Here is a 19,094-nt window from a genome sequence, read left to right on the forward strand (position 1 = left end):
TTTGGCGTTCTCCGATCCGGCAAACCTTTTGACCCAACCGCTCACGGTGCTTGACTCGGATAACAGTATCTACAGGGTGAGCGCCCGATCCACGGCCTGAGCCCGGGCCGGGGTTGTGTGGGAGGGGTCTTGACCCCGACGGCAGCCTGTATCGAAGCCTGCAGACTGCGACTGCCCTGTCACGGGCAAGGCCGCTCCCACAGTGAGCATTCCCTGACCGCCCTTCCGTATGGTGCGATGCAAAACGTAACCTTTCGGTCACTTTCTGCATGACTTATTTCCGGCCGCCCCCAGCCATGTTGCGTAGCATCAAATCCATCGCGCGGTAGTCGCTGCGCGGCGATCTGGAGCCACGAAATGCTGAAGTCCCTCGCCCGATTCTCCCTGCCTCTGCTGGCGCTGCTGGCCATGAACGGCGCCCGCGCCGAAGACTGCGCCGACACCAGCTTCTCCGGCGTCGCCGCCAGCGCCTGCGTCGGTGCGCGGCCGAACAACATCAATGGCGCAACGGCCGAAACCGACTTCCTCGCGACCACCTTCGGCGGCAGCTGGACTTTCGTGGGCTCGACCGACAGCACGGGCTTCGGCCCCTTCTCGTCCAACCCGAGCGGGGCGACCTCGGGCACGCTGAACTTCGACAGCGCGGTCAGCGGCCGCATCGTGATCGGCCTGAAGGCGGCCAATCAGCACAGCTTCTACTACTTCGACCTGGCCGCTCCGGTCACCTCGCTGAGCTTCGACACCACCGCCGGCATCGCGACCAATGTCCGCGGCAACGCGCAGAACCTGTCGCATGCCATCCTGTACGCTGGCAGCCCGCTGCCCGTTCCGGAGCCGGCGAGCTGGGCACTGCTGGCCGCCGGTCTCGGCGTGATCGGCGCGATTGCCCGTCGCCGCGTCTGAGCACCGTACCCGGCGCGAACCAACGCCCCGCACCGCGGGGCGTTTTCTTTTGTGCGCGCTGTCAGCGCGGCACGCGGTCGCGCGTTATGCGGCCGTCCAACCGCCTGCACTCGTCGTGAATCCAGCCGCCGCCCGCCGCAACATCCCCGCCTTCCTGCTGTTCGTCCTGATCGCGCTGTACGTCCTGCTGTGCTTCGACCAGCACGGTCTGAGCAACGACGAAGAAGTACAGCACGTCTATGGCCGGCTTCTGCTCGATTACTACCGTTCCGGTCTGACCGACCTCGCGGCCTTCCAGTACAAGAACCTCTACCTCTATGGCGGCCTGTTCGACCTGCTCGCCGCGTCGGCCGAACGGCTGCTGCCGGCGATGAATGTGTGGGATCTGCGGCACCTGCTGACCGCGCTGTTCGGCGTCGGCGGCCTGCTCGCCGTCTATCGCACGGCGCGCCTGCTGGCCGGTGAGGCGTCGGCGCTGAGCGCGGTCGGGCTGCTCATGCTGACCGGCGCCTGGAGCGGCGCGCTGTTCACGCACACCAAGGACATCCCCTTTGCCGCCTGCATGGCGTGGGCGACGCTGTGCACCGTGCGGCTGGTGCCGTTGATGCCGCGCCCGCCAATGGCGCTCGTGCTGCAATTGGGCGCGGCCATCGGCTGTGCGTTCGGGCTGCGCGTCGGCGCGGTGTTCGCGGTGATGGCCCTGGGCCTGACTGTAGTTGCGGTCAGTGCGCTGTCAGCAGGCAGTCTGCGCACGCGCGCGATTCACCTGCTGCGCTCGATCGTCAGCCTGCTCCCTGCCGTGCCGATCGCGCTGGCGCTCATGGCGCTGTTCTGGCCGTGGTCGGTGCAGGCGCCCGGCAATCTGTTCAAGGCGCTCACTACCTTCTCCCACTTCACCTTCGACCTGTACACGGTGCTCGATGGCGAGGTGATGAAGATCGGCGACGTGCCGCGCCACTACCTGCCGCTCTATCTGGCGGCCCGTCTGCCCGAACTGGCGCTGGCCGGGCTGCTGCTCGCCGCCGCCGGCGCGACGACGGCATGGCGGCGCATCGACTGGCTGCGCTGGCTGCCGGTGCTGCTGGCCGCGCTGCTGCCGCTGGCGCTCGCACTGGCCACCCGCCCGACGCTGTACAACGGCATCCGCCACTTCACCTTCCTGCTGCCGCCGCTGGCGGTGATCGCGGCCGCTGGCCTGTGCGCCGCCGGACGCTGGTCGCGTGCGCGGCCGGCCACGACCGCCGCCTTCGCGCTGCTGTGCGCGGCCGGCGTCGCCGTGCCGCTGTACGACATGGCGCGGCTCGCCCCCTATCACTACGTGAACTACAACCGGCTGGCCGGCGGCTTCGCCGGCGCACCGGACCGCTGGGAAACCGATTACTGGTCGGACGGCGTGCGCGAGGCGGCGGCGCTGCTGCGCACGCGCATCGACGCCGAGCCGGCGCCGGCCGAACCCTGGCAGGTAGCGGTGTGCGCCGAATCGCTGCAGGCACAGGCCTGGCTGCCGGCCGAGCGCTACGTCGTCACCCGCGACTGGGTGCGGGCCGACTTCTTCGTTTCGACCACGCACATGCGGTGCGACGAAGTGCTGCGCGGCGACGAGATCGCGCGCGTCGAGCGCGCCGGACTGACGCTGACCGTGGTGAAGGACCGCCGCGCGCTGCCACCCGAACTGCGCCGCCCGTTGCGCTGAGCGGGGCGCTACACTCGGCCACCCGCAACCGGCGCGATCGTCATGAGTGCATCCACCCCACCCGTTGCCCGTCATTTCCGCCAGATCCTGATGTGGCCGCTGCGGCTGATGCCGATGCGCGCCGGCGACCAGGTGCAGCGGCATTCCGAAGCGCTGGCAGCGATCACCGAGAACAACCCCTGGCGCGAACAGCGCGACGAATTCACCGGCGCGCCGACCGACTTCCACGAACGCCACTACCGCGAATTCGTCACCTTCCTGCCGCATGTGCAGCGCTTCCTCTACGGCCAGGGGCGCTCCAGCGCGACCCTGCGCGGCTATGGCGAATCGCCGATCCGCGTATTCCGAAGACATGACATCGCCGCCGTCCGCCTCGGTTGCGAGGACGGCAGCACGCTGGACCTGACGGTGCAGCACATCGACCTCTACTTCTTCTATGACGTCGATGTGGTGCTGCTGGTGCTGGAGGTGTATGCCGACGACCTGCCGCTGCCGCGCGTGCAGGAACTGCTGTTCCGTTTCGGCCGCGCCTTCCCGGCAAAGTGGACCAATGGCGACAGCAACGACAGCCGCGCCGCGCAGTGCATGCGCAGCGTGCAGTGGCTGGGGCGCGACGGCGAGGTGCTGGCCGAGTCGGACTACGGCGACCGCGAACGCTATCTGCGCCACGTGTGGGAACACCGCGCGTCGGCCATCGGCAAGCACTGGGAGTACCTGCTCAGCCCGATGGTGCTGCACCACTCGGAAGCCGACGGCGACATCCGCTATCGCCAGCTCGAATATCACCGCCAGCCGAAGATGACTTTCCTGTCCTTCGACGACCCGTTCGCGCTGACGCGCGAGGACTTCGTCCGGCTGGGTCAGGCGACGCAGCCGGACGACGGCCGGCCGCTGCCCTATTCGGAAGAGGTGATGTCGGAGTTCGAACGCACGTCCTGCTACGACCGCTTCTGGGTGCCCGGGCGGCGCAGCGAAAACGCGAGCACGCGCGTCATCTGTACCGGACCGTCGATGGTGATGGTGGGCATGCACGGCCTGAGCGGCTATTCCGATCCGCAGAACGGCCTGCTGGCCGAATTCCGCCACCAGTACTTCCTGATCGGACTGATCGCCCACTTCCACCGTGCGTCGCTGCTGATGCTGATGGATCGGCTGGTCGTAGCGGTGAGCCTGCTCGACGCCGACGAGGCGGATTCACGCCGCCGCTTCAAGCGCAGCATCCGCCAGACCATGGAAATCTTTCTGCGCTTCAGCCACCGCTACTGGTTCGGCGAGGTGTCTAAGCAATCGATGGCCAAGGACCTGTTCGACATGTGGACGCGCAACCTCGGCAACGACGCGCTGTACGACGAGCTGCGCGCCGAAATACTCGACATGGACAACTACCTGGAGGCGGACGACAGCCGTCGCCAGAACGAAACGCTGCTCCGCCTGACCGTAGTGACCATCTTCGGTCTGGTCGGCACCATCGTCACCGGCTTCCTCGGCATGAACATTTTCGACGGCCCGCCGACCACGCTGCTCGGCAAGATCGGGGCGGTCGTCGTGGTGGCGATTCCTACGCTGGTGCTCACCTTCTACACACTGAAGAAATCGAGCGCGCTGTCGGAATTTTTCGACGCGGTGTCGGATGACACGCTGACGCCGCGGCAGAAGGTGCGCGCCTTCCTGCGCATCTGGCGACCGCGCAGCAGCGCGGCCGGCCGCCGCCGTAACGACCGGGCCGGCGTCCCGACGCGCCCCTGAAGCGGTCGCGCGCCCGCCTTCAGTCCGCCTCGCCGCTCTCCGGCGGGGTCACCGGCAGCTCGGGCACCGGCGCGTCGGCGGGCGGTATTTCAGGCGGCAGCTCGGCTTCGGCGATTTCCTCCGCCAGTTCTTCCTCCGACACCGCGGCGGCGCCGGAAGCCGACACGTACGCCATGCTGCTGGCCGGTCTGGGCATCGTGTCCCTGGTAGCCCGTCGCCGTCTGCCGCGCTGACCGCAGCACGCACCATGAAAAAAGCCGGCTCACGCCGGCTTTTTTCTTTCTGCCCCCCGCCTCAGTCTCTCCCCGGCTCACTGCTTTCGGGCTGAATGGTTGGCGATCAGGCCTGAATCAGGCCTTGAACGGGCGACACGGGTTGCCCGACCGTTCCGCACTCGGGCATGGCTTCGATCAAGCCAATGTTGAACAGCCTTTTCCGCGACGGCAGGCGTCGAAACAGCTTCGCAACATTCGACCGGCATCGTGAGCACATCGTCTTCGCAGAGCACCACAGATGTCAGCTCGCAATGCCCGCCGACTTGTTGTCGGCCTCCTGCTGTCCATCTCCTGGACGTGCGCACAGGCTGAAGATGCAGGCTGGAGTTTCCGCGCCGAGTATCCGGACTATGTGGTGTCAGTCCCCGGACACTTCCTTTCGTACGTGCACATGGCCACCGAGCACGGCCCCGGCGTTCAGTTCACCGATGAGATCCAGGCCAATGGTGAGCCACGTTTGCATCGGCTGCCGTCCTTTGAAGTGTCGCCAAGGCGTGACCTGCCACTGGCCGCTGCGGTGGCCATCAGCGTAGACGACCTCGTCTTCTCTGAAACCGGAAACGCGCTCAGCCGGGCATCGCTTCAGGGCTGGCTGGTCGCAGACGGCCGGGTGATCGGTGCCATCGACCATGCACTCACGAAAACCACGGCCATCGACAACGCGGGGCTCCGCGCCGGCTTCTTCAGTCTCGAGACCGACTCCTTCCTGATTCAGAGCTTCAGGCACCTCAGCGTCACCGGTCTTCAGCTCTCGTTCGATCCGGGCAACGATGCCTCGGCGATATTCAGCATCAACAGCACCGCACTGACGCTGTCCATTCAGGTTGCCGAGGTACCGGAGCCGGCGTCGCCCCTCATGCTTGCAGCGGGGCTCGGCCTGATCGGCTGGAGAAGGCGCGTTCTCGACCGGGTGGCTTGAGGAATATCAGTAAGCTTCAGTCCGCCTCGCCGCTCTCCGGCGGGGTCACCGGCAGTTCGGGCACCGGCGCGTCGGCGGGCGGTGTTTCCGGCGGCAGCTCGGCTTCGGCGATTTCCTCCGCCAGTTCTTCCTCCGACACCGCGGCAGCGCCGGTCAGTGCTGCCAGATCGCCGACCCAGCGGGCGCGGGCATCGTTGTCGAGCAGATGGATGTGCTCCACCTCGACCTCGACCCGCGAGCGCGGATCGCGCGCCGGCAGGCTGGGGCAGCGCAGTACCAGCGGAATCTGCTCCAGCCGCACCAGCGATTCGCGCAGCACGATGGCCGACAGCGGCGAGGTATCGCCAGCCGCCGCCCGCTGACGCAGCCAGCGCAGGCACCAGTAGCGCTCCATCGCGCGCTGGAAGTCGGCGTAGGCGGCGTACACCAGCTCGAAGTCGCGCAGCGCCGACAGCAGCGCTTCCGACTTCGGCGGGAACACTGGCGGCTCGCCGCGCAGCAGCGTGATCATCTGCCACTGATTCACCAGATCGACGTAGCGGCGCAGCGGCGAGGTCGACCAGGCGTAGCAGTCGACGCCCAGACCTTCGTGCGGTGCGGCCACCGTGGTCATGCGCACCTTGCCGGCGCCCTGGGCGCGGTACAGCGCCGGGATGCCTGCATCGCGCAGGTCGGCGCCCCAGGTGTTGTTGGCGACGATCATCAGCTCGGCCACCAGCTTGTCCAGCGGGCTGCCGCGGGCACGGCGCAGGATGTCGACGCGGCCTTCGCCGTCTTCGGTCGTCTGTTCCCAATCGACGTAGAAGTTGAAATCCATCTGCCCGCCGTTGGCCGACGGCTTGCCGCGACCGGCTTCGAGCACTTCGGCCAGACGCCACAGCAGCAGCAGTTCGTCGCGCCATTCGAAGTCCGGCAGTTCGCCGGCCGTCAGCGTGTCGTCGTTGAACAGCGGCTCGATCTCGTGATGACGCAGATTGGCGACCACGGCGACGCGTTCGATGCGGGTCTGCTTCGCCGTCACCCGCAGATCGGTCTCGACATCGAGGTAGAGCGACAGCGCCGGGCAGTCGCGCCCGGCGGCCAGCGTGTAGGCCTCGACCGCCTCGTCCGGCAGCATGGTGATCTTGCGGCCGGGGAAATAGACGGTCGACAGCCGGCTGCGCGCGATGTCGGCCAGCGCACTGCCGGGCTGTATCGCCAGCGACGGCGCGGCGATGTGGATGCCGACGCGCCAGCCGCCGCCCTCCTTCGGGCGCACCGAGAAGGCGTCGTCGATCTCGGTGGTGGTGGCGTCGTCGATCGAGAAGGCGCGCACGCCGGCGTCCGGCAAATCGCCAGCGGGCGGCACTTCGTGCGTCGGGAAGTCGGTGCCCTTCGGGAAGTACTCGAACAGGAAGCGGCCGAGGTGATAGTCGTGGCTGGACGCGAAGGCACCGGCCTTCGCCATCAGCCCCACCACCGACAGGCCGGCGGCCGCGGCGGCGGCTTCGACCGCCTTGGTTTCGAGGCGGTTGCGGTCCGGCTTGTACAGGATCTGCGTCGCACAGGCCGCGATTTCGGGCGGCGTGCGCCCGGCCTGCAGTTCGGCACTCCAGTGCTCGATCTGCTCCTGCTGCAGCCGCTTCTTTTCCAGCCCGGCGAGCGCGGCCTTCAGGATGTCCGGTGGCGCCTTGCGGAAGCGACCGCGGCCCTTGCGATGGAAGTAGATCGGAGCGGCGTGCAGGCACAGCAGGATGGCGGTCGACTGCACGGCATCCGGTGCGGCGCCGTGGTATTCGCGGGCCAGTTCCTCGAAGGCGAACTCGTCATCGCCACACACTTCCCACAGAAAGGGCGCGTCGAGATCGGCCGCCTGCGTTTCGGCGGCCGCCAGCAGCGCGGACGGCTCGGGGCTGGCGAAACGCAGCAGCACGTTGGCCGCCTTCACCTTTGAGCGCTTGCCGCTCGGCAGTTCGACCTGCAGCGAGGACACGCTGTCGGTCATCACGGAGCCGGCGCGGAAGTGGCCGTCCTCTTCGAAAAGAACATTCATGAAACGGGTCGGCAGGGATACGGCCCGTGATTATCGTTGAAAGCGCGCAGCCGCTGTCGCATCGCGGCAAAAAGCCTCGGGCCGGTAACCGGGGGCGGCTACAATCGCCTGCCAGCCCGCCGCCCGGCAGGCCCGACCCGGATTTGTTTCACGTGGCCGACGCCGACGAAATCCTTCACCACGACGCGATGCAAGAGCGCCTGCAAGAGGTGAGGACGCTGCTCGACCGCCAGAAGCGGGTCGAAAGCCTGGTGCACCGGCAGGAGATGCCGCGTCACGAGCTGGTCGAGACGCTGGTGGCCAAGCAGCATCACAACGAGCTGACCAAGAAGCTCGACGCGATGCACCCGGCCGACATCGCCTACATCCTTGAGGCGCTGCCGCCGGACGACCGTCTGCTGGTGTGGGACCTGGTGCGCGCCGAGCGCGACGGCGAAATCCTGCTCGAAGTGTCGGACGCGGTACGCGAGACGCTGATCGACGCGATGGAGCCAAAGGAGCTGGTCGCCGCGGTCGAACAGCTCGACGCCGACGAACTGGCCGACCTCGCGCCCGACCTGCCGACCGAAGTCATGCAGGACGTGTTCAGCTCGCTCGACCACGAGGAGCGCGAACAGCTGCGTGCGGCGATGTCCTACCCGGAGGATTCGGTCGGCGCGCTGATGGATTTCGACATGGTCACGGTGCGCGAGGACGTGACACTGGAAGTCGTGCTGCGCTACCTGCGCCTGTTCGACGAACTGCCGGACCACACCGACCAGATCTTCGTCATTGACCGCGACGACAAGCTGCGCGGCTCGCTGTCGCTGAACACGCTGCTGGTGAACGACGTCGACGTCGATGTGGCCAGCGTGATGCACGACCATCCGCTCGTGCTGCGCGCCTCGGACAGCGCCGAATCGGCCGCCCAGGCTTTCGAGCGCTACGACCTGGTGTCGGCGCCGGTGGTCGACCACCACGACCAGCTGATCGGCCGACTCACCGTTAACGAGGTGATGGACTTCATCCGCGAGCAGTCGGAAGAGGAACTGCTGGCACACGCCGGTCTGCGCGAGGAGGAGGACATCTTCGCGCCCATCATGGATTCGGTGAAGAACCGCTGGGCCTGGCTGGCGATCAATCTGGTCACTGCCTTCTTCGCCTCGCGCGTGATCGGCGCCTTCGAAGGCTCGATCGAGAAGCTGGTGGCGCTGGCGGCGCTGATGCCCATCGTCGCCGGCATCGGCGGCAACTCCGGCAACCAGACCATCACGATGATCGTGCGCGCGATCGCCCTCGGTCAGCTGCAGCCTGAGGCGGCGCGCCGCCTCTACCGCAAGGAGATGGGCGTGTCGCTGATCAATGGCATCGTCTGGGGCGGCCTGCTCGGCCTGCTCGCCTGGTGGCTGTACGACTCGTGGGCGCTGGGCATGGTGATGACCGGCGCGATGACGCTGAACCTTCTGCTCGCCGCCTTTGTCGGTGTATCGGTACCTATGCTGCTGGCCCGCTACGGGCGCGACCCGGCGGTGGGCTCTTCGGTGCTGATCACCGCGGTGACCGATTCCGGCGGCTTCTTCATCTTCCTCGGGCTGGCCACCCTGTTCCTGATCTGAAGGACTTGCCATGCAGCTGCGCCTGTTCGCCTTCGGCCTCGCGATGATGATCGCCGGCGCATGTGCCGAAGCGGCTGACCGCATCGTCACCGTGCCCTGCGCCGAGGCCGGTACGCTGGAGTTCGACGTCCCCGAGGACTGGGCAGTGGACATCAGCCGTCACGACGCCCGCATGCCGCCGACGGTGACCGTCGCCGCGCCGGACGGTCAGGCGCAGTGGGTGGTGACGGCCGTGTGGAAGGCCGCCGACCGCAAGCCGCCGGCCACGCCGGACGAAATCCGCGCCCGCGTCCGCCGCACCGCCGAAACGGTCGGCGCGGCGGCGGCGGCGCTGCAGGCGACGGCGACCGGCTTCTATTTCGACGCCGGCGGCAGCATTACGCCGGAACCCTATACCCGGCTGCGCCAGGGCATGCTGCGCGTCGGCGAACTGACGGTCAGCTTCACCGCGATGAGCGCAGAAGCTCGCGCAGGCGACCAGCAGACTGCAGTCGAACGGCTGTCGGCGGCGCGCCACCGTCCGTGAAGCGGCGGCTCAGGCCGCCCACAGCTTCCACAGCATGCGCGCGCACAGCACGACCAACAGCGTCGCGAACACGCGCTTGAGCAAGGTGGCCGGCAGACGGTGGGCGGCACGCGCACCCCAGGGCGTGGTGAACACGCTGGTGCACAGAATGGCCGCCAGCGCCGGCAGGTGCACATAGCCCAGCACCTGCGCCGGCATGCCCTGCACATCCCAGCCATTGACGACGTAGCCGACCGTGCCGCCAAGCGCGATCGGCAGGCCCAGCGCGGCCGAGGTTCCGATCGCGTTGCGGATGTCGCGATTGCACCAGGTCAGGAAAGGCACCGTCATCGCACCACCGCCCACCGCCACCAAAGCCGAAATGGTGCCGATGCCGCCACCGACGGCGATGAGGCCGGCCGGCCCCGGCAGCTGGCGCGACGGCTTGGGCTTCAGCCCGACCAGCATATTGATCGCGATGTAGGCGATGAATACCGCAAAGAACACCGACAGCGTTTGCGTCGACACGAGACGCGCGATGAAGGTGCCGAGCGCGGTACCGAGCAGCACGCCCACCGTCATCAGCCGGACCACCGGCCAGTCGACCGCGCCGTGTGCGTGATGGGTGCGCAGGCTGACGAAGGCGGACACCACGATGGCGGCCATCGAGGTGCCCAGCGCCAGATGCAGGATGTGGTCGGGCGTCACCTGCTGCTGTTCGAACAGCATCACCAGTATCGGTACCAGCAGCGTACCGCCGCCTATGCCCAGCATGCCGGCGAAGAAGCCGGCAACGGCACCGAGCACGAGACAGGCGAGGACGAAGTCGAGGCTGGGGAAGAAGTCCGGTATCAGCATCATGGTGCAGCGCAAAAGGCGCTATCTGAACACAGCACGCGTCGTTGCCGCAAAAGCGGCGTGGCGCAAAAACAAAACGGGGCGCCCGAAGGCGCCCCGCTGTGTCGTACAGTCGGCGACGATCAACCGGCGATGGCCAGCTTGCCCTTCTTGTCCGACAAGGTGCGCGCCAGCAGCGACACCAGCGCGTAGACGGCGTCGATGTTGGGCGTCGGGATGCCGGTGATACGGCCCAGTTCGCGCACCGAACCGACCAGCGCCTCGAACTCCAGCGGACGGCCGGCTTCGACATCCTGCAGCATCGATGTCTTGTGCGCGCCGACCGCTTCTGCACCGGCGATGCGCTTGTCGAGGCCGATCTTGAACTCGACGCCCAGCTTCTCACCGACCGCCTGCGCCTCGCGCATCATGTTGGCAGCCAGTTCGCGGGTGAGCGGGAAGCGGCAGATATCCTCCAGCGTGGCGTGGGTCAGCGCCGAAATCGGATTGAAGCTCAGATTGCCCCACAGCTTGACCCACATTTCGGAGCGGATGTCCTTCGACACCGGCGACTTGAAGCCGGCGGCGATCATCGCCTGCGACAGCGCCTCGATGCGCGGCGAACGCGAACCGTCGAGCTCGCCCAGCGTGAAGCGGTTGCCCTCGATCAGCTTGATCACGCCCGGCTCGACCAGTTCGGACGCCGGATAGACGACCGAGCCGATCACGCGCTCGACCTCGATATTGGCGGCGACGATGCCATCCGGATCGACCGAGGTGACCGGCGTGCCCTCGTAGTCTCCGCCCAGCTTGTGGAAATACCACCAGGGGATGCCGTTCTGCATGGTCACGACCATCGTGTCGGGGCCGAACAGCGCGCGCATGTCGGCCGCCACGTCCTTCACCTGATGCGCCTTCAGCGTCAGCAGGATGACGTCCTGCACGCCGGCGTCGGCCATCTTCTGCACGCCGCGGATGTTCGGGGCGTCTTCGACGGTGCCGTCCTCCAGGATCAGCGACATGCCCTTGGCCTGGATGGCGGCGAGGTTGGGGCCGCGCGCAATGCAAGTCACTTCATTGCCGGCGCGCGACAGCTTCACCGCCAGGTAACCACCGATGGCGCCCGCGCCAACGACTGCGATCTTCATCTTTTCATCTCCTTCAATGGCGCGGCGGGACGGCGCTTGCGCAACCGGCCCGCCGTCATTCCGTCCCGCCGTCGTGTGGCGGGCGGAATCAGTTCATGTCACGCACGGCCGCGCAGATAGTGCTTCAGCGCCGGCACGATGGGCCACAGCAGCATGGTGAAGGACAGCAGCATCAGACCGGCCACCAGCGGGTTGGCCCAGAAGATGTCGAGACTGCCCTGCGACAGCAGCATGGACTGGCGGAAGCTCGATTCGGCCATGTCGCCGAGCACCAGCGCAAGCACCAGCGGCGCCAACGGATAGCGCAGCTTCTTGAACAGGTAACCGAAGACGCCGAACACCAGCATCATCACCACGTCGAAGATGGAGCTGTGCACCGTGTAGGCACCGATCGCGCAGATGACGATGATGACCGGGCCGATCACCGAGAACGGGATGCGCAGGATGGCCGCCCACCAGGGCACCGTGGTCAGCACGACGATGAGGCCGACGATGTTGCCGAGGTACATCGACGCGATCAGGCCCCAGACGAAGTCCGGCTTCTCGGTAAACAGCAGCGGACCGGGCTGCAGACCCCAGATCAGCAGGCCGCCCAGCAGCACGGCGGCGGTCGGCGAACCGGGGATGCCCAGCGTCAGCATCGGCAGCAGCGCCGAGGTGCCGGCGGCATGCGCCGCGGTTTCCGGGGCCACCACGCCTTCGATATTGCCCTTGCCGAACGAGTCCTTGTCCTTGGCGCCACGACGGGCCAGACCGTAGGCCATGAACGATGCCGGCGTCGCGCCACCCGGGGTGACGCCCATCCAGCAGCCCACCAGCACCGAGCGGATCGAGGTCTTCCAGTAGCGCAGCAGTTCCTTCCAGGTCTGCAGCACGACATTGAGCTGGATCTTCGCGCTCTTGCCCTTGAAGGCCAGGCCCTCTTCCATCGTCAGCAGGATTTCACCGATGCCGAACAGGCCGATCACCGCGATCAGGAAGTCGAAGCCCTTCAGAAGTTCGGTCGTGCCGAAGGTCATGCGCAGCGTGCCGGTCACCGTGTCCATGCCGACCGCCGCCAGCGCGAAGCCGAGCGCCATCACGGCCAGCGTCTTGGCGGGTGGCTCCTTGCTCATGCCGACGAAGGAGCAGAAGGTGAGCATCTGCACCGCGAACATTTCCGCCGCCCCGAACTTCAGCGCGAACTTCGCCACCAGCGGGGCGAGGAAGGTGATCAGCAGCACGGCGAAGAAGGCGCCGACGAAGGACGAGGTGAATGCCGCCGTCAGTGCGGCACCGGCACGGCCCTGCTGCGCCAGCGGGAAGCCGTCGAAGGTGGTCGCCACCGACCAGGGTTCGCCCGGAATGTTGAACAGGATCGACGTGATCGCCCCGCCGAACAGCGCGCCCCAGTAGATGCAGGACAGCATGATGATGGCCGAGGTCTGGTCCATCGAAAAGGTCAGCGGCAGCAGGATGGCGATGCCGTTGGCACCGCCCAGGCCCGGCAGCACGCCGATCAGGATGCCCAGCGTGATGCCGAGCACCATGAAGCCCAGATTGGGCAGGGTCAGCGCGACGCTGAACCCGTGCATGAGGTTGTTGAGTTCTTCCATCTCGGTCTCGGGAATTTCGCGTTATGTCAGAAACCGAGCATCAGCTCGATCGGACCTTTGGGCAGCGGCACGAGGAACCAGCGCTCGAACAGCATGAAGGCTGCGAGCGGCACGCCGACTGCGGTCAGGGTGGTGGCAATGAGGCCGAACTTGCCGTGCACCTTCATGAAGAAGGCGATCAGCACCAGCGACGACACGTAGATGCCGAGATAGACGACAGCCACGATGTAGACGGTGAGCGGCACCAGCATCTGCATCACCGACTTCAGCTCGACCCAGGACGCGAACTGCGGCTGCGCCTTCTTGAAGCGTGCCAGTGCGCCGAACAGGATCCAGCCGCTGGATATGAGCAGGATGCAGCCGATGTAGAAGGGGAAATAGCCGGCACGCGGGCCCTCGCCCTCTTCCCAGCCGATGCCGACGCGGATGCTGTCGTTCACCACGATGATGCCGATGGCGAACAGGAAGAGCGCGACCAGGATTTCCGGCCAGCGGTTGGACATGCCGGCTTCAGCGGCGTCCTCGGATCGCTCCATCATGAATCTCCAGAAACTAAAAACAGGAAGTGAACATCTTCGCGGCACATCGAAACGAATACGGGCGGGATGACCCGCCCGTATTCGCACACTGCTACAGGCTGATTACTTGGCGAGGAAGCCTGCGTCCTTCATCAGGCCGTAGTGCATCGCTTCCGACTTGCCGACCCAGTCGGCAAATTCCTTGCCGCTCATGAAGGTCTGCTTGAACGCGCCCTTCTTCATGAAGTCGGCCCACTCCGGCGTCTCGCGTACTTTCTTGAACAGATTGACGTAGAAGTCGACCTGTTCCTGCGTGACACCCGGCGCCAGGAACACGCCGCGCAGCATCAGGTACTCGATCGGTACGCCGGCGCTCTTGCAGGTCGGGATGTCGCCCCAGGCCTGGGTCGCGGTCACCTTCTCGTTGTACGGCAGCTTTTCGCTGTCCATGATGCACAGCGGACGCAGCTTGCCGCCGCGCCAGTGGGCTTCGGCCTCGATCGGGTTGTTAACCGTCGAATTGACGTGACCGCCGACCAGCTGCACCGCCACGTCGCCACCGCCCTTGAACGGCACGTAGGTCATCTTCTTGCCGGTGGCCTTGTCGATCATCGCGGTGATGATCTGGTCTTCCTGCTTCGAGCCGGTACCGGCCATCTTGAAGGTGTTGGCGGGCTTGGCCTTGATGTCGTCGATGTATTCCTTGGCCGTCTTGTACGGCGCATCGGCGTTCACCCACAGCACGAACTGGTCGAGCGCCAGCATTGCGCCCGGGGTCAGGTCACGCCAGTTGAACGGGACACCGGTCGCCAGCGGCGTGGTGAACAGGTTCGACAGGGTGATGATGATCTTGTGCGGGTCGCCCTTGGCGCCCTTCACTTCGAGGAAACCTTCCGCGCCTGCACCGCCCGACTTGTTCACGACGACCAGCGGTTGGGCCATCAGCTTGTTCTTGGCGACGATGCCCTGGATGAAGCGGGCCATCTGGTCGGCGCCGCCACCGGTACCGGCCGGCACAACGAACTCGACCGGCTTGGTCGGTTCCCAGGCTTGCGCGACACCGGTCAGACCGATGGTCGCGATGGCGGTCACGAGGGCGCGGCCGGCCCACTTTCCGAGTTTGGTCATGTGCAAGTCTCCTTTATTGTTGATGCGGTAGTGCGCGGAAGGGGATGGCTCAGCCACCCAGACCCAGCTTCTGGGCGAGACCGATGCGTTGCAGCTTGCCGGTCGCACCCTTGGGGATTTCATCCATGAACAGGATCTTGCGCGGAACCTTGAAGTCGGCCAGTCGCGTGGCAGCGAAGGCGGTGATTTCCTTGTCGGTGGCCTGCTGACCTTCACGCAGCACGACGACAGCGCCCACTTCCTCGCCCAGCTTGGGGTGGGGGATGCCGAAGGTGACGACCTGCGCCACGGCGGGGTGATCCATCAGCACTTCGTCGACTTCGCGCGGCGAAATCTTCTCGCCGCCGCGGTTGATGATTTCCTTCAGGCGGCCGGTCAGCGACAGATAGCCCTCGGCGTCCTTGCTGCCCTGGTCGCCGGTGCGGAACCAGCCATTGGTGAAGCCTTCCTTGTTGGCCTTTTCGTTGTTCTCGTAACCCGGGGTGACGTTGGCACCGCGGATGACGATTTCGCCGATCTCGCCGGCCGGCAGGATGTTGCCGTCGTCGTCCATGATTTCGACTTCCGGACCGGCGGCCAGACCGACGGAACCCGGCTTGCGGGCGCGCGGCGGCAGCGGGTTGGACGCCATCTGGTGCGACGCTTCGGTCATGCCGTAAGCCTCGATCAGCGGAGCGCCGAAGGTTTCCTCCAGCTCGCGGATCACCTGCGGCGGAATCGACGACGACGACGAGCGCATGAAGCGCAGCGGGTTGCGTTCGATGATTTCCTTGTTGCGCGAGGCGCGCGACAGGATGGCCTGATGCATGGTCGGCACCGCCGTGTACCAGGTCGGGTGCGCTTCATCCATCAGCGAGAAGAACTTCAGCGCATCGAAGCCCGGCGTGCAGAACACCGAAGCACCTGCCGACAGCGGCGCCATGATGCCGGCGATCAGGCCGTGGATATGGAACAGCGGCATGATGTTCAGGCCGCGGTCCTTTTCGGTGAAGGCCAGCGTGGCGCGGATGTTCTGTGCCGAAGCGGACACGTTGCGCTGGGTCAGCGGAACGATCTTCGGACGCGAGGTCGTGCCCGAGGTGTGCAGCACCAATGCGACGTCGTCGGCCTGCGCGGCGCCGCCGTTGGCGGCCGGGGCGACGGCCGCGGCTTCGCGCGGCTCAAGGCTGAAATCGCCGGCGGCTTCGTTCGCCACCAGATCGATCACGCGCACACCCAGCTTCTTCGCCACTTCGATCGCCGGCGACACGCTGCCGCGCTCGACCACCAGCGCCTTGGCATTCAGGTCGGACAGGTAGAACTCGAATTCCTCGGCGCGGTAGCCCGGATTCAGCGGCGCGGCGGTGGCACCGGAAGCAATGCTGATGAAGGCACTGGCCATGTCCGGGCCGTTCGGCAGGACGATGGCGACGCGGTCGTTACGACCCACACCCAGTTCATTCAGACGTGCAACGGTGCGCGTCATCAGGGCGCGCAGATTGCCGAAGCTCAGATCGGTGCGCGCGGGCGCAGACAGCGCCACTGCCGAATCGGCACCGGTGGAAAACAGCTCGGCAAGCGTGGAAATACCGGACATACGAACTCCGAAAAACTCAGGAAACAAAGGAATGGATGGGTGCATCCGCTTCCGCGACGGAGCCACGTGCATCGTATGGACGCACGGGACGAACGGCAGCTGAGTCTTTCCCAGATCGAACGGGTGTTCAAGACGCGCTGCCGCAAAACAGCCGCGCACAGCAAAGCTGACGCAGCGGATCTCTACGACGGAGCAATGTGTAACAGATGCGTTACACAGCAAAGACCGCGGCTTGTATGGCCGCGGCCGGAGGAGGGAGGCCACTTCTGGTGACCGGCCCGTACCCGGGGTAGTGGGCGTCGGGCGTGCAACACTCTACGGTACTGCTTTGTGGGGGACCCCCGCGCATGTCGCTAGGCCGGCATCCTGAACCGAGGGTTCAGAGCGGCCGCGTCCCTGCCGCATCAGGCGCATCCCCGAGAGGTGCGCACAACAGCGGCGTCCATGGTTCGCGACCTTATGCCAATGAGACATTGGTTCAAGGAATCTATGACCTTGGCGAACACCGCAGGGGATTGATACGCAAGGTCTTTCACCTTGCTGCAACCGCCTCTAGAAGAGCTTTTCCTGTGCGGAGAGCGCTTCGTCGATGCGCGATTGCATGGCGTTGATTCTACGCCGCAGCGGCACCAAATCAACACCGCCTGTCGCCTGCATCTGAAAAATTTCGTGTGCCAGGTTGAGCGCACACATGACGGCGAGACGCTCGCCGGAGGCGCGCGTGGCCTCGGCAAGATCGCGCATGCGGCGCTCGACGAGTTCGACCGATGCATTCAGCGCATCGCGTTCGCCCTCGCGGCACTGCACCCGATACTCGCGGCCGAGTATGGTGATTTCGACGAGATTCGATTCGCTCATTCCTGAGGCAGCCTTTCGAGCAGACCGCTCACCTTTTCACGCGCCGCGGCGACCTTGTCGCCGAGCACCTTGTTCTCGCCTTCGAGCGCCGCAACGCGGTTGCGCAGGACGATGTTTTCGTCATGCAGCGCGCGGAAGCGACCGAGCAGGATGTCGAGTCGGTCGCCGAGCTGGTTGATGTCATGATCCATCGGCGAACTATAGGTGGGCGCCGCCGGGCCGGTCAAGACAGCACAGCGCCTGCGGCGCGGCCGACCTACAATCCTTCGCCAGCAAGCAATGGAGCGATACGCAGTGCACGAACTGATTCTGGGCGGCGCCCGCAGCGGCAAGAGTGCCTATGCCGAGGCCCAGGCCGCCGAAAGCGGTCTGGCAGTGACCATGGTGGTCACCGCGCAAGCTGGCGACGGCGAGATGGCGGCGCGCATCGAGCGCCACCGCGCCAACCGGCCGGCGCACTGGCCAGTGGTCGAGGCACCGCTGCATCTTGCGGCTGCGCTGCGCGAAGCCGCCGCGGAGGATCGCTTCATCGTCGTCGACTGCCTGACACTCTGGCTGTCCAACCTGCTGATGGATATGGACGATGCGCCGGGCGCGCCGCTGCCTGGCCTTTTCGTACGCGAGCGCGCGGCGCTGGTCGACACACTGCCGATGCTGCCCGGCCGGATCGCACTGGTATCGAACGAGGTCGGCAGCGGCGTCGTGCCGATGGGGCGGCTGTCGCGCGTGTTCGTCGACGAGGCCGGCCGCCTGCACCAGGCGCTGGCCCGCCTCTGTGCGCGGGTGACGCTGGTCACCGCCGGGCTTCCGCTGGCGCTGAAGCGGCCGTGAGCGCGCGCCGACTCTGGTTGGTGCGGCATCCGCCGGTCGCCGTGGAACGCGGCATCTGTTACGGGCGTTCCGACGTGGCGCTGGCCGCACCGGTTGCCGCTGCCGCGGCGACGCTGCGTGACGAGTTGCCGCGGGGTGCAACGATCCTGAGCAGTCCGCTGCGCCGCTGCGCCGAACTGGCGCGGGCGCTGTCGGACACGGTGACCTTCGACCACCGCCTGCAGGAGATGGATTTCGGCGAATGGGAAATGAGGCGCTACGACACGCTGCCACGCGCCGACATCGACCGCTGGTCCGCCGACGTGTGGGGCTTCCGCATCCCCGGCGGCGAATCGGCGGCGGACATGGCGGCGCGCGCGTGGGCCGCCTGGGAGGAATGGGGCGCATCGGCGGGCGGCGACCTCGTCGTGGTTGCGCATGGCGGACCACTCCGGGTGATGGCGGGCCGGCTGCTCGGCCTGCCGCAGAACGACTGGCTGGACATCGCCTGCCCGCAGGGTGCGTGCATCAAGCTGGAATCGGCCGCGGACGGCGGCTGGCGCCGTAGCGAGACCGCAAAATGAAAAAGCCACCCTTGCGGGTGGCTTTTCCGGTGCGGCACTGAAACTTCGATCAGCGGGTCGCTTCGGCCTTCTCGACGCGCTTTTCGGCGGACGATTCGGCGACGCGGACGCTGTCCACCTTGCGGGTGAACACCCAGCGCGACGGCGTCTTCACGAAAGCGTAGCCGGTGGGCGCGTCGATGAACACCTTGTAGTCTTCGGGGTGCCCGACGGCGGCCGACGACACCGAAGCTTCGGTGGCCGCCGATGCGCCAAGCGTGGCGATCGCAAGAGTGGTCGCGAGAGCGATGCGGATTGCAGTGGTTTTCATGGTGATGCTCCTTGCAAGTTAAAAAGCTGTCGTTGAGTTCAATGTAGTGCACCGCAACAAAC

20 protein-coding genes and 1 other RNA gene are annotated in these 19,094 nt (G+C 66.2%); 9 read left to right on the forward strand and 12 right to left on the reverse strand.

All coding sequences use genetic code 11. The features are described from left to right. Positions 1–357 precede the first annotated feature (357 nt). From WJU27_RS13555 to WJU27_RS13565, 3 genes are all read left to right on the forward strand, one after another. Positions 358–903 carry a PEPxxWA-CTERM sorting domain-containing protein gene (locus WJU27_RS13555; RefSeq protein WP_304006254.1) on the forward strand — a complete coding sequence of 182 codons (546 nt, stop codon included), beginning with the start codon at positions 358–360 and terminating at the stop codon, positions 901–903. Between the two features lie 115 nt (positions 904–1,018). Continuing rightward, a complete protein-coding gene (locus WJU27_RS13560) occupies positions 1,019–2,596 on the forward strand; it encodes a glycosyltransferase family 39 protein (protein ID WP_341422450.1) in 1,578 nt (525 codons plus the stop codon). A 42-nt stretch (positions 2,597–2,638) separates the two neighbouring features. Then, positions 2,639–4,342 carry a CorA family divalent cation transporter gene (locus tag WJU27_RS13565; RefSeq protein ID WP_341422451.1) on the forward strand — a complete coding sequence of 568 codons (1,704 nt, stop codon included), beginning with the start codon at positions 2,639–2,641 and terminating at the stop codon, positions 4,340–4,342. A gap of 19 nt (positions 4,343–4,361) precedes the next feature. Here WJU27_RS13565 and WJU27_RS13570 read toward each other — a convergent pair whose 3' ends face one another. Beyond that, positions 4,362–4,538: a hypothetical protein gene (locus tag WJU27_RS13570; RefSeq protein WP_341422452.1), complete on the reverse strand. Its 177-nt coding sequence runs from the start codon at positions 4,536–4,538 to the stop codon at positions 4,362–4,364. On the opposite strand from WJU27_RS13570, the gene WJU27_RS13575 reads away from it, so the two are divergent. Beyond that, positions 4,516–4,575, forward strand: a complete 60-nt coding sequence (locus WJU27_RS13575) for a hypothetical protein (protein ID WP_341422573.1) — start codon at positions 4,516–4,518, stop codon at positions 4,573–4,575. The genes WJU27_RS13570 and WJU27_RS13575 overlap by 23 nt on opposite strands. Positions 4,576–4,855: 280 nt before the next feature. Then, positions 4,856–5,536, forward strand: coding sequence for a PEP-CTERM sorting domain-containing protein (locus WJU27_RS13580; RefSeq protein WP_341422453.1), 681 nt, complete (start codon positions 4,856–4,858; stop codon positions 5,534–5,536). A gap of 16 nt (positions 5,537–5,552) precedes the next feature. On the opposite strand, the gene WJU27_RS13585 is transcribed toward WJU27_RS13580, so the two are convergent. Beyond that, positions 5,553–7,568, reverse strand: coding sequence for a ribonuclease catalytic domain-containing protein (locus WJU27_RS13585; protein ID WP_341422454.1), 2,016 nt, complete (start codon positions 7,566–7,568; stop codon positions 5,553–5,555). Positions 7,569–7,720: 152 nt separating this feature from the next. Here WJU27_RS13585 and mgtE point away from each other — a divergent pair, with 152 nt between their 5' ends. Both mgtE and WJU27_RS13595 read left to right on the forward strand, forming a co-directional pair. Beyond that, positions 7,721–9,163 (forward strand): magnesium transporter, encoded by a 1,443-nt coding sequence (gene mgtE, locus WJU27_RS13590; protein WP_024300664.1) that lies wholly within the window; start codon positions 7,721–7,723, stop codon positions 9,161–9,163. A gap of 10 nt (positions 9,164–9,173) precedes the next feature. Further along, positions 9,174–9,689: a hypothetical protein gene (locus tag WJU27_RS13595; RefSeq protein ID WP_341422455.1), complete on the forward strand. Its 516-nt coding sequence runs from the start codon at positions 9,174–9,176 to the stop codon at positions 9,687–9,689. Positions 9,690–9,698: 9 nt separating this feature from the next. On the opposite strand, the gene WJU27_RS13600 is transcribed toward WJU27_RS13595, so the two are convergent. The 9 genes from WJU27_RS13600 to WJU27_RS13640 all read right to left on the reverse strand — a co-directional run bounded on the left by WJU27_RS13600 (position 9,699) and on the right by WJU27_RS13640 (position 17,519). After that, the gene (locus WJU27_RS13600; protein WP_341422456.1) at positions 9,699–10,529 is read right to left on the reverse strand and encodes a sulfite exporter TauE/SafE family protein; all 831 of its coding nucleotides are present in this window, start codon (positions 10,527–10,529) and stop codon (positions 9,699–9,701) included. A gap of 119 nt (positions 10,530–10,648) precedes the next feature. Further along, positions 10,649–11,653: a 2-dehydropantoate 2-reductase gene (locus tag WJU27_RS13605; RefSeq protein WP_020163218.1), complete on the reverse strand. Its 1,005-nt coding sequence runs from the start codon at positions 11,651–11,653 to the stop codon at positions 10,649–10,651. A 98-nt stretch (positions 11,654–11,751) separates the two neighbouring features. Continuing rightward, positions 11,752–13,248, reverse strand: coding sequence for a tripartite tricarboxylate transporter permease (locus WJU27_RS13610; RefSeq protein ID WP_020163217.1), 1,497 nt, complete (start codon positions 13,246–13,248; stop codon positions 11,752–11,754). A gap of 26 nt (positions 13,249–13,274) precedes the next feature. After that, positions 13,275–13,787, reverse strand: coding sequence for a tripartite tricarboxylate transporter TctB family protein (locus WJU27_RS13615; protein ID WP_296808396.1), 513 nt, complete (start codon positions 13,785–13,787; stop codon positions 13,275–13,277). Positions 13,788–13,889: 102 nt separating this feature from the next. Next, the gene (locus WJU27_RS13620) at positions 13,890–14,894 is read right to left on the reverse strand and encodes a Bug family tripartite tricarboxylate transporter substrate binding protein (RefSeq protein ID WP_296808393.1); all 1,005 of its coding nucleotides are present in this window, start codon (positions 14,892–14,894) and stop codon (positions 13,890–13,892) included. Between the two features lie 49 nt (positions 14,895–14,943). After that, the gene (locus WJU27_RS13625; RefSeq protein ID WP_020163214.1) at positions 14,944–16,470 is read right to left on the reverse strand and encodes an acyl--CoA ligase; all 1,527 of its coding nucleotides are present in this window, start codon (positions 16,468–16,470) and stop codon (positions 14,944–14,946) included. Positions 16,471–16,804: 334 nt separating this feature from the next. After that, positions 16,805–16,987, reverse strand: a non-coding RNA gene (ssrS, locus tag WJU27_RS13630) — 6S RNA. 35 nt (positions 16,988–17,022) lie between these two features. Beyond that, positions 17,023–17,328 carry a cell division protein ZapA gene (locus WJU27_RS13635; protein WP_019915533.1) on the reverse strand — a complete coding sequence of 102 codons (306 nt, stop codon included), beginning with the start codon at positions 17,326–17,328 and terminating at the stop codon, positions 17,023–17,025. Then, the gene (locus tag WJU27_RS13640) at positions 17,325–17,519 is read right to left on the reverse strand and encodes a hypothetical protein (protein ID WP_008061278.1); all 195 of its coding nucleotides are present in this window, start codon (positions 17,517–17,519) and stop codon (positions 17,325–17,327) included. The genes WJU27_RS13635 and WJU27_RS13640 overlap by 4 nt, the downstream gene beginning before the upstream one ends. Before the next feature lie 103 nt (positions 17,520–17,622). Between WJU27_RS13640 and cobU the strand changes: the two genes are divergently transcribed. Next, positions 17,623–18,159: a bifunctional adenosylcobinamide kinase/adenosylcobinamide-phosphate guanylyltransferase gene (gene cobU, locus WJU27_RS13645; RefSeq protein WP_341422457.1), complete on the forward strand. Its 537-nt coding sequence runs from the start codon at positions 17,623–17,625 to the stop codon at positions 18,157–18,159. Continuing rightward, the gene (locus WJU27_RS13650; protein WP_341422458.1) at positions 18,156–18,722 is read left to right on the forward strand and encodes a histidine phosphatase family protein; all 567 of its coding nucleotides are present in this window, start codon (positions 18,156–18,158) and stop codon (positions 18,720–18,722) included. Before cobU ends, WJU27_RS13650 begins: the two co-directional genes overlap by 4 nt. Positions 18,723–18,771: 49 nt before the next feature. On the opposite strand, the gene WJU27_RS13655 is transcribed toward WJU27_RS13650, so the two are convergent. Beyond that, complete coding sequence (locus WJU27_RS13655) at positions 18,772–19,032, reverse strand: hypothetical protein (RefSeq protein WP_296808376.1); 261 nt, start codon at positions 19,030–19,032, stop codon at positions 18,772–18,774. Positions 19,033–19,094: the final 62 nt, after the last annotated feature.

Source organism: Methyloversatilis sp. NSM2 (assembly GCF_038066675.1).
Taxonomy (GTDB): domain Bacteria; phylum Pseudomonadota; class Gammaproteobacteria; order Burkholderiales; family Rhodocyclaceae; genus Methyloversatilis; species Methyloversatilis discipulorum_A.

Coding starts and splice junctions, on each gene's coding strand:
- WJU27_RS13565 (WP_341422451.1), top strand. CDS start 2,639: ATGAGTGCATCCACCCCACCCGTTGCCCGTCATTTCCGCCAGATCCTG.
- WJU27_RS13620 (WP_296808393.1), bottom strand. CDS start 14,894: ATGACCAAACTCGGAAAGTGGGCCGGCCGCGCCCTCGTGACCGCCATC.
- WJU27_RS13555 (WP_304006254.1), top strand. CDS start 358: ATGCTGAAGTCCCTCGCCCGATTCTCCCTGCCTCTGCTGGCGCTGCTG.
- WJU27_RS13625 (WP_020163214.1), bottom strand. CDS start 16,470: ATGTCCGGTATTTCCACGCTTGCCGAGCTGTTTTCCACCGGTGCCGAT.
- WJU27_RS13640 (WP_008061278.1), bottom strand. CDS start 17,519: ATGGATCATGACATCAACCAGCTCGGCGACCGACTCGACATCCTGCTC.
- WJU27_RS13585 (WP_341422454.1), bottom strand. CDS start 7,568: ATGAATGTTCTTTTCGAAGAGGACGGCCACTTCCGCGCCGGCTCCGTG.
- WJU27_RS13580 (WP_341422453.1), top strand. CDS start 4,856: ATGTCAGCTCGCAATGCCCGCCGACTTGTTGTCGGCCTCCTGCTGTCC.
- WJU27_RS13635 (WP_019915533.1), bottom strand. CDS start 17,328: ATGAGCGAATCGAATCTCGTCGAAATCACCATACTCGGCCGCGAGTAT.
- WJU27_RS13655 (WP_296808376.1), bottom strand. CDS start 19,032: ATGAAAACCACTGCAATCCGCATCGCTCTCGCGACCACTCTTGCGATC.
- WJU27_RS13600 (WP_341422456.1), bottom strand. CDS start 10,529: ATGATGCTGATACCGGACTTCTTCCCCAGCCTCGACTTCGTCCTCGCC.
- WJU27_RS13615 (WP_296808396.1), bottom strand. CDS start 13,787: ATGATGGAGCGATCCGAGGACGCCGCTGAAGCCGGCATGTCCAACCGC.
- WJU27_RS13570 (WP_341422452.1), bottom strand. CDS start 4,538: ATGCCCAGACCGGCCAGCAGCATGGCGTACGTGTCGGCTTCCGGCGCC.
- WJU27_RS13605 (WP_020163218.1), bottom strand. CDS start 11,653: ATGAAGATCGCAGTCGTTGGCGCGGGCGCCATCGGTGGTTACCTGGCG.
- WJU27_RS13610 (WP_020163217.1), bottom strand. CDS start 13,248: ATGGAAGAACTCAACAACCTCATGCACGGGTTCAGCGTCGCGCTGACC.
- WJU27_RS13595 (WP_341422455.1), top strand. CDS start 9,174: ATGCAGCTGCGCCTGTTCGCCTTCGGCCTCGCGATGATGATCGCCGGC.